This is a genomic window from Kitasatospora sp. NPDC001261, assembly GCF_042896795.1.
Classification (GTDB): domain Bacteria; phylum Actinomycetota; class Actinomycetes; order Streptomycetales; family Streptomycetaceae; genus Kitasatospora.
Window position 1 is genome coordinate 440,477 of record NZ_JBIAXP010000002.1, and the last position, 8,745, is coordinate 449,221.

Below are 8,745 nucleotides of genomic sequence, written 5' to 3' on the forward strand. Positions count from 1 at the left end.
ATAAGTCAGGGCGTGATAAGTCAGGGCGAAAAGCAAATGACGGAAAGCGCATGGGGAAAAACAAATGGGCCCCACCCGGAAATCCGGGCGGGGCCCACCGTCTAGCTATCGGCTAGCGGGAAGCGAGAGCCTCAGCTCTGGCCGCCGGCCAGCTTCTCGCGCAGAGCGGCCAGGGCCTCGTCGGAGGCCAGGGCGCCCGAGCCCTCGTCGCTGCTGGACGAGTAGGAACCACCGGCGGCAGCGGCGACGGCGTCGCCACCCTCCTCGGCGGCCTGGGCGTCGGCCTCGCGGCTCTTGATGACCTGCGCCTGGTGCTGCTCGAAGCGCGACTGCGCCTCGGCGTACTGGCGCTCCCACTCCTCGCGCTGCTTCTCGAAGCCGGGCAGCCAGTCGTTCGCCTCGGGGTCGAAGCCCTCCGGGTAGATGTAGTTGCCCTGGTCGTCGTACGAGGCGGCCATGCCGTACAGGGTCGGGTCGAACTCGACCTCGGCCGGGTTGGCACCCAGGGCCTCGTTGGCCTGCTTGAGCGACAGGCTGATGCGGCGACGCTCGAGGTCGATGTCGATGACCTTGACGAAGATCTCGTCGCCGACCTGGACGACCTGCTCCGGGATCTCGACGTGGCGCTCGGCCAGCTCGGAGATGTGGACCAGACCCTCGATGCCCTCGTCCACGCGGACGAACGCACCGAACGGAACCAGCTTGGTGACCTTACCCGGAACGACCTGGCCGATCTGGTGGGTACGGGCGAACTGCTGCCACGGGTCCTCCTGGGTCGCCTTCAGCGACAGGGAGACGCGCTCGCGGTCCATGTCAACGTCGAGAACCTCGACGGTGACCTCCTGGCCGACCTCGACAACCTCGGACGGGTGGTCGATGTGCTTCCAGGACAGCTCGGAGACGTGCACCAGGCCGTCGACGCCACCCAGGTCCACGAAGGCACCGAAGTTGACGATCGAGGAGACGACGCCGGAGCGCACCTGGCCCTTCTGCAGGGTGGTGAGGAAGGTCTGGCGGACCTCGCTCTGGGTCTGCTCCAGCCAGGCACGGCGGGACAGGACCACGTTGTTGCGGTTCTTGTCCAGCTCGATGATCTTGGCCTCGAGCTCCTTGCCCACGTAGGGCTGGAGGTCGCGGACGCGGCGCATCTCGACGAGCGAGGCCGGAAGGAAGCCACGGAGGCCGATGTCGAGGATGAGACCACCCTTGACGACCTCGATGACGGTACCGGTGACGATGCCGTCCTCTTCCTTGATCTTCTCGATCGTGCCCCAGGCACGCTCGTACTGAGCGCGCTTCTTGGACAGGATGAGACGACCCTCCTTGTCCTCCTTCTGGAGAACCAGGGCCTCGATGTTGTCACCGACGGCGACGACCTCGTGCGGGTCAACGTCGTGCTTGATCGAGAGCTCGCGGGACGGGATGACGCCCTCGGTCTTGTAACCGATGTCGAGGAGGACCTCGTCACGGTCGACCTTCACGATGACGCCCTCGACGATGTCGCCATCGTTGAAGTACTTGATGGTCTCGTCGATGGCGGCGAGGAAGGCCTCCGCGTCGCCGATGTCGTTGACCGCGACCTGCGGGGTGGTGCTGAGGGAGGAGTCGGTGGGGCTCGTCATTAGGAAAAGGGCTCCGGTACGGACATGAAAGTCGTAGGTAATGCCACGCGGAGGGCCCGTATCGCTCCCACCGAAAGCCGGACAGCCAAGAACACGGCACACCGGTGGTCCCGTAACAACGAGAACCGGCGTCCGTCTTGCGACCGTGGGGTCTTCGACAGATGCGAGCGCGACCTGCTCCGTCCGAGGCGCGCAGGCCCGCAGCGCAACTTGTAGCATACGGGGACGGCCAGGCACGGTCAATGCCGAAGGACGGCAAGACGGTGGAGCCCGGTACGGATCAGGCCATATCCTCCGAATGCGCGCCTCGCGGCGGCGCCCGAAGGGGCCACGTCCCCGGATGCCACCGCCAGGATCCGGACCCTGACGGGCCGGTTCGCGGCAGCGGCGCTTCCGCACTCCATACCCTACGCGATGGGCATTGTCACCGTGGCCACCACCCCCCAAGCAGACCTGCACGATCTTGACACCTCCGCCGCGCAGGTCGAGGAAGAGGGCGACGACGCGGTGCGCCGCGCGGCCGGCACCGGGGAGAGCAGCCGGGCCAGCCGGCACTGGTGGGACCGCAACGCCGACGAGTACCAGGACGAGCACGGCGAGTTCCTCGGCGACGACCGCTTCACCTGGTGCCCCGAGGGCCTGGACGAGGCCGACGCCCGCCTGCTCGGCGACGTCGCCGGCCGCGACGTGCTGGAGATCGGCGCCGGCGCCGCCCAGTGCTCCCGCTGGCTGGCCGCCCGGGACGCCCGGCCGGTCGCCCTCGACATCTCCTACCGCCAGCTCCAGCACTCCCGCCGGATCGACCTCGGCCGCGGCACCACGCCCGTCGCCGTCGTCCAGGCCGACGCCGCCGTCCTCCCCTTCGCCGACGCCTCCTTCGACCTCGCCTGCTCCGCCTACGGCGCCGTCCCGTTCAGCGCCGACACCGCCGCCCTGATGCGCGAGGTCCACCGGGTCCTGCGGCCCGGCGGGCGCTGGGTGTTCTCGGTGACCCACCCGATCCGCTGGGCCTTCCCGGACGAGCCCGGCGTCGAGGGCCTCACCGCGGCCTCCTCCTACTTCGACCGCACCCCCTACGTCGAGCAGGACGAACAGGGCCGCGCCACCTACGTCGAGCACCACCGCACCATCGGCGACCGGGTCCGCGAACTCGTCGCCGCCGGCTTCCGGCTGGTCGACCTGGTCGAGCCCGAGTGGCCGGCCGGCCTGGAGCAGGAGTGGGGCGGCTGGTCCCCGCTGCGCGGGCGGCTGATCCCCGGGACCGCGATCTTCGTCGCCGAACGGGGCTGATGTCTTGCTGAACCCGGCCTGGCGCGAACTGCCCGTCCGCACCGCCCTGCCCGCCCTGCACGACGCGCTGGACGGCCCCGGCACCGCCGTCCTCGCCGCGCCGCCCGGCACCGGCAAGACCACCCTGGTGCCGCTCGCCCTGGCCGGACTGCTCGCCGACGGCCGGCCCGCACGGCGGGTGCTCGTCGCCGAACCGCGCCGGCTCGCCGTACGGGCCGCCGCCCGGCGGATGGCCTGGCTGCTCGGCTCGTCCGTGGGCCGCGAGGTCGGGTACACGGTGCGCGGCGAGCGCCGCACCGGGCCGGACACGGTCGTCGAGGTCGTCACCACCGGCGTCCTGCTGCAACGCCTCCAGCGGGACCAGGAGTTGCCCGGCGTGGACGTCGTCGTCCTGGACGAGTGCCACGAACGGCACCTCGACGCCGACACCGCGCTCGCCTTCCTGCTGGACGTCCGGGCGGCGCTGCGGCCCGAACTGCGGCTGGTCTGCGCCTCCGCCACCTCCGACACCGAGGCCTGGGCCGAACTCCTCGGCGGCGCCCCGGTGGTGGAGGCGCACGGGACCTCCCACCCGGTCGAGGTCATCTGGGCGCCGCCGCCGCGCGCCGTCCGGCCCGCCCACGGCACCCGGGTCGACCCGGCGCTGCTCGACCACGTCGCGGCGGTGGTGCGGCGAGCGCTGAGCGAGCGGGACGGGGACGTGCTCTGCTTCCTGCCCGGCGTCGGCGAGATCTCCCGGGTCGCCGGGCAGCTGGGCGGCCTGCCTTCCGTTGATGTCCTCCAACTGCACGGCCGCGCCCCGCAGGCCGTCCAGGACGCCGCCCTCACCCCATCCCCTTCGCGGCGGGTCGTGCTCACCACCGCCGTCGCCGAATCCTCGCTCACCGTGCCCGGCGTCCGGGTCGTGGTGGACGCCGGACTGGCCCGCGAGCCCCGCACCGACCACGCCCGCGGCCTGGCCGGACTGGTCACCGTCCGCGCCTCGCTCGCCGCCGCCCGCCAACGCGCCGGCCGCGCCGGGCGCGAGGCCCCCGGCACCGTCTACCGCTGCTGGAACGAAGCCGAGGACGCCCTCGCCGCCCGCTTCCCCACCCCCGAGATCGCGCTCGCCGACCTCACCCCCTTCGCCCTCCAGGCCGCCTGCTGGGGCGACCCGGACGCCACCGGCCTCGCCCTGCCCGACGCCCCGCCCGCCGGGGCGATGGCCGCCGCCCGACAGACCCTGACTGCCCTCGGCGCGGTCTCCCCGGACGGGCGGGCCACGCCGCGTGGCGTCCGGCTCGCCCGCACCGGGCTGCACCCCCGACTGGGGCGCGCCCTCGTCGACGGGGCGGCGGCGGTCGGAGCGCGACGGGCGGCCGAGGTCGTCGCACTGCTCTCCGAGGAGCCGCCGCGGGCAATGGGCGACGACCTCGGCGCGGTCTGGCGGACCGTCCGGTCCACGAAGGACCCGTACGCCGGCCGCTGGCGCGACGAAGTCCGCCGCCTGCTCCGCGCCACCTCCGACGAACCCGCCACCGACCTGCCCGACGCGGCCGCCGCCGGACTCGTCGTCGCCCTCGCCTTCCCGGAACGGATCGCCCGCGCCCGCGTCGAACGGCCCGCCCCCGGCGAGCGCAGCCCGTACCTGATGGCCTCCGGCACAGCCGCCGAACTCGCCCCCGGCACCGTGCTCGGCGCCCTGCCCTGGCTCGCCGTCGCCGTAGCCGACCGCCCGGCGGGGTCGCACTCGGCGCGCATCCTGCACGCGGCGGCGCTGGACGAGGCCACCGCCCTGGCCGCCGGGGCGCCGCTGCTCAGCAACCGTGCCGAGGTCCACTGGGACACCCGGCGGGGCGAAGTCGTCTCCCGCCGGGTCGAGTCACTGGGCGCCATCGAGCTGGCCGAGAAGCCGCTCAACCGCCCCGACCCTTTGCTCGTCCGGTCTGCCCTCCTCGAAGGCCTCGCCCGCGAGGGAGTGAGCACCCTGCTGACATTCCGGTCGAACCTGCGCGAGCGCCTCGCCTTCCTCCACAGTGCCATCGGCGCCCCCTGGCCGGACGTCAGCGACGAGGCCCTCCTCGCCCGCGCCGACGAGTGGCTGGAGCCCGAACTCTCCCGCGCCCGCCGCCGCACCGACCTCGCGAGGATCGACACGACCGCTGCCCTCCAACGCCTCCTCCCCTGGGCCACCGGTGAAGCCGGCCGCCTGGACGAGCTGGCCCCCGAGCGCATCACCGTCCCGTCCGGCTCGAAGATACGAGTCGACTACACGACCGAACGCCCAGTGCTGGCCGCCAAGTTGCAAGAACTCTTCGGCTGGACCAAGACCCCCACCCTGGCCGCCGGCCGCATACCGTTGACCATCCACCTCCTCTCCCCCGCCGGCCGCCCCGCCGCCGTCACCGGTGATCTGGAGTCCTTCTGGCGCGAGGGCTACCGCGCCGTCCGCGCCGACCTCAGGGGCCGCTACCCCCGCCACCCCTGGCCCGAAGACCCCACCACCGCCGAACCTACCCGCCGCCTCAACGCCCGGAAGTGACAGGAGAGGACGACCCCTGCATGACACTGACCACCCCGACCGTCACTCGCCCCGGCGAGGCCGGACTCCCCTTCGCAGCTCTGATCCTGGACTTCGTCGGCGTACTGACCGCCAATGCCGGCCCCGCACACGGAGAGTGGTGCCTCGCGCAAGGCCTCGATGCCGGGGCGTGGCGGCAGACGCTCGGGTACGAGCCGGAAGCCAGCCGCCTGTACACCGAACTCGAAGCCGGCCGACTGAGCCAGGCGGAGTGGAACCGGCGGGTGGCTCCCATCCTCGGCGTGCCGGAGCACGAGAACCTGATGGGCCGGGCATGGTCGGGCGTCCGGCCCGCCGACGACATGATCACGCTCGCCCGCTCGGCACGGCGGGCCGGCCTCAAGGTCGCTCTGCTCTCCAACTCCTTCGGCCTCGATCCGTACGACCCGTACGAGGCCCTGGGCGTGTGGGAGTTGTTCGACGTGACGGTGATCTCCGAGCGGGAGGGTCTGGCCAAGCCCGATCCGGCGATCTACCAGCTCACCCTGGACCGACTCGAACTGCCCGGCGAGGCCTGCCTGTTCGTCGACGACCACCCGAGGAACCTGCCCCCGGCCGAAGCCCTCGGCATCACCACCATCCTCGCCGACGGGCAGCCTGGCGCTCCCGCCCGGATCGCAGCTCTGCTGGGATTCCCTGCCGAGCTCTGAGCCTTCACAGCGCGTTGGACCTGCGGCCGAACAACGAACAGTGGCTGGCGCACCACGAGAATCGCCCCGGAGCGCCAGTCAGCCAACCGCTTCCGGATGTCGGGACGACCATGGAAGCGGCCAAAACCAGTGAGTCCGCCGCGGAGCGTCCGGGGCACCCTCCTAGACACACCTGGACATGGCCCACCACCTCCGCCGCCTGGCCTGTCACAGCAGGTGACGACCGTCATGAGCCCGGACACTTGGCGCAGCGTCGCCCCGAAGCCCGTCCAGGACACGTACGGCATAGACCTCGGCCATGCGTTCGGAGACCTCGGCCGGCGAGAGCCAAGCGACCTCGACCGACTCCTCCGAGAGCCGCATCGCCTCGCTCTCCGGTCGGCAGCGAAGGACGAGGGCGACGATCCCTCGGCTCACGTTCTTGTAGACGCCGGTCAGCCGCTCCACGCCGACCTTGATCCCGGTCTCCTCGTAGATCTCGCGGCGCACGCCGTCCTCGATGGCCTCGCCCAGTTCCAGCACGCCACCCGGGGGTTCCCAAGTTCCGTTGTCAGCCCGACGAATCGCCAGCACGCAGCCGTCCTCGCGCACCACCACTCCGGCGACGGACACCGAGTGGAGCGGCGTCTTCCCGGCACCGTTGCTCATGTGCAGGAGGATAAGAGCCCTGAAGGACTATCGCGAGTAGCGAGGTGGCCTCGTCGACCACAGCGATCGGACACACCGTCGTCCTGGGCCCACCGTAGATGCGCCATCCGGGCGTCATGGCCGATCCTACCGAGCAGCGGTAACGTCATGATCATGTCGCCGTCGAAGCGCTCGGCATCACTGCCGTCCTCGAAGCCCAGACACTCTCCGAGCTGCCGCCAACACGGCTGACAGCCAGGTCGTTCCGGCACCGGGAGCGGAGTGGCGGGGGTACGGTCCGTTCTGAGGCCGCTCACCTTCGGAGGCTCCCATGACGCAGTGGTCCGACTACTCCACCGGCCAGCGCATCAAGATGTTGCGGGCAGGCATGACGCAGGAAGAACTCGCCGAGGCCGCCGGGGTGTCCGTGCCGACCGTTCGCAAGGCCGAGAAGGAGGGGGGCAGCATCGGCCTGCCGTCACTGCTCAAACTGTCCGCCGCACTGCATGCGGACGTGTCGGTGATCCTCGGACAGCAGGCACCCCGAAGGGCCTCGCTGATCGGCGACAGGGCCATGCTGCGAGGGCTCTCCCGCACCGTGCACGACACCGCCGCAGGGGTCGGAACCGACGTCGAACCTCCGGACGCCGCAGTACTGCGCGCCGATCTGGCTCGGGCATGGGCGGATTACCGGGCCGGGGACTACACCCGCGCCGGCAGTCTCGCGGCCCCCGCCATCACCGAGGCCGCCGCCCTCCTGCGCTCTGCCCCGGACAGCGAGCAGTGCGCCGCTCATGGCCTCCTCGCCGACGCCTACCGACTCGCCTCCTACACCGCCCAGTTCCACGGCGCCCGAGACCTGGCCTACGCGGCGATCGGCCATGCCCGCCACCACGTCCACAAGGCCGCCGACCCGCTGCGGGCCGCCATGGTGGACTGCGGCCGGTCCTGGCTCTACATGCGTGATGCACGCCTCGACCAGGCCACCACCACCGCCGAGGAAGCGTTCGCGTCGATCGAACCGCACTATGCGGAAAGGGATCTGGAGAGGCTGGCCACCTACGGCTGGCACGTTACCTTCGCCGCCGTCATTGCCTCCCGCCGCGGAGACACCGACCGCGCCCAGGATCTGCTCGCCCAGGGACAAACGGTTGCCGCCCGCATGGGCCGCGATGTGATGGTCAACGGCACCAGCTACGGGCCGACCACGGTCACCGCGCAGGCCATCGGCATCCACACCGTCATGGGCGATCCCGGCAAGGCCCTGGCGCTCGCCCGCAACCTCGGCGACCTGTCCCCGCTGCCGCAGGCCGCCCGCAATCGGCTCGGCCTTGACATCGCACTCGCCCAAGCCGACACCCGCCAGTACGACGCCGCCCTGGACACTCTTCTCCAGGTGTGCAGCGCACACCCCGACTGGGCCCGCCACCAGGCCCTTCCCGGGGCAATCATGCAACGCGTCGGCCATGCCCGCGCCACCCGCCTGCGGAAGCTCGGCGGCATCCTCGGCATCAACCCGTTCACCCGCTGACACCGCACCGATACAACCTGCATGACCCGGAGCAGGTACGGATCCGAGAGAGGCAACGCCCCGCTCCCACCACGACCCCGCCCGACCCGCAGATCAATGCCGTCGTTTCGGAGCATCCCGGCAGGTGTCCACCAGTCCCTGCCAGTTTGGCCCACCGACCGCGCCGCCACTTTTCCCCAACTTTCTCCCCCCGCCTTCCACTCCGCCACCGTCACCGGTGATTGGGAGTCCTTCTGGCACGACGGCTACCGCGCCGATGTCAGGGGTCGATACCCCCGCCGCCGCCCTGGCCCGAAGACCCGACGACAGCCGCACCCACCCACCGCGCCAACGCCTGGACGTAGCAACGGAAGACCCCGCTGCCCATCTGCTTGGGTTCTAACGGTCGTCGCAACACCTCAGCTCAAGGGGTGCGATGGACTTCGAGATCCGCGGGGAGCGGAAGCCGCAGGGGCGTAGGAAGCT

6 protein-coding genes are annotated in these 8,745 nt (G+C 71.3%); 4 read left to right on the forward strand and 2 right to left on the reverse strand.

Annotation, left to right across the window (positions count from 1 at the left end; genetic code table 11):
* Positions 1 to 131 precede the first annotated feature (131 nt).
* On the reverse strand, positions 132 to 1,622 hold the full coding sequence (rpsA, locus tag ACFY4B_RS05020) for a 30S ribosomal protein S1 (protein ID WP_049653883.1): 1,491 nt from the start codon (positions 1,620 to 1,622) through the stop codon (positions 132 to 134).
* A gap of 414 nt (positions 1,623 to 2,036) precedes the next feature.
* Between rpsA and ACFY4B_RS05025 the strand changes: the two genes are divergently transcribed.
* From ACFY4B_RS05025 to ACFY4B_RS05035, 3 genes are read left to right on the forward strand one after another with little or no spacing between them, the layout of a single operon-like run.
* Positions 2,037 to 2,912, forward strand: coding sequence for a class I SAM-dependent methyltransferase (locus ACFY4B_RS05025; RefSeq protein WP_387966497.1), 876 nt, complete (start codon positions 2,037 to 2,039; stop codon positions 2,910 to 2,912).
* 4 nt (positions 2,913 to 2,916) lie between these two features.
* Positions 2,917 to 5,433: an ATP-dependent helicase HrpB gene (gene hrpB, locus ACFY4B_RS05030; RefSeq protein WP_387966498.1), complete on the forward strand. Its 2,517-nt coding sequence runs from the start codon at positions 2,917 to 2,919 to the stop codon at positions 5,431 to 5,433.
* A gap of 20 nt (positions 5,434 to 5,453) precedes the next feature.
* Positions 5,454 to 6,122 carry an HAD family hydrolase gene (locus ACFY4B_RS05035; protein WP_387966500.1) on the forward strand — a complete coding sequence of 223 codons (669 nt, stop codon included), beginning with the start codon at positions 5,454 to 5,456 and terminating at the stop codon, positions 6,120 to 6,122.
* Between the two features lie 207 nt (positions 6,123 to 6,329).
* On the opposite strand, the gene ACFY4B_RS05040 is transcribed toward ACFY4B_RS05035, so the two are convergent.
* Positions 6,330 to 6,782, reverse strand: coding sequence for an NUDIX hydrolase (locus ACFY4B_RS05040; RefSeq protein ID WP_387966513.1), 453 nt, complete (start codon positions 6,780 to 6,782; stop codon positions 6,330 to 6,332).
* 298 nt (positions 6,783 to 7,080) lie between these two features.
* Here ACFY4B_RS05040 and ACFY4B_RS05045 point away from each other — a divergent pair, with 298 nt between their 5' ends.
* On the forward strand, positions 7,081 to 8,280 hold the full coding sequence (locus ACFY4B_RS05045; protein WP_387966501.1) for a helix-turn-helix domain-containing protein: 1,200 nt from the start codon (positions 7,081 to 7,083) through the stop codon (positions 8,278 to 8,280).
* Positions 8,281 to 8,745: the final 465 nt, after the last annotated feature.

Bases quoted from the DNA above. Each gene is read 5' to 3' on its own strand.
- rpsA (WP_049653883.1), bottom strand. From the start codon at position 1,622: ATGACGAGCCCCACCGACTCCTCCCTCAGCACCACCCCGCAGGTCGCG.
- ACFY4B_RS05025 (WP_387966497.1), top strand. From the start codon at position 2,037: ATGGGCATTGTCACCGTGGCCACCACCCCCCAAGCAGACCTGCACGAT.
- ACFY4B_RS05035 (WP_387966500.1), top strand. From the start codon at position 5,454: ATGACACTGACCACCCCGACCGTCACTCGCCCCGGCGAGGCCGGACTC.
- ACFY4B_RS05045 (WP_387966501.1), top strand. From the start codon at position 7,081: ATGACGCAGTGGTCCGACTACTCCACCGGCCAGCGCATCAAGATGTTG.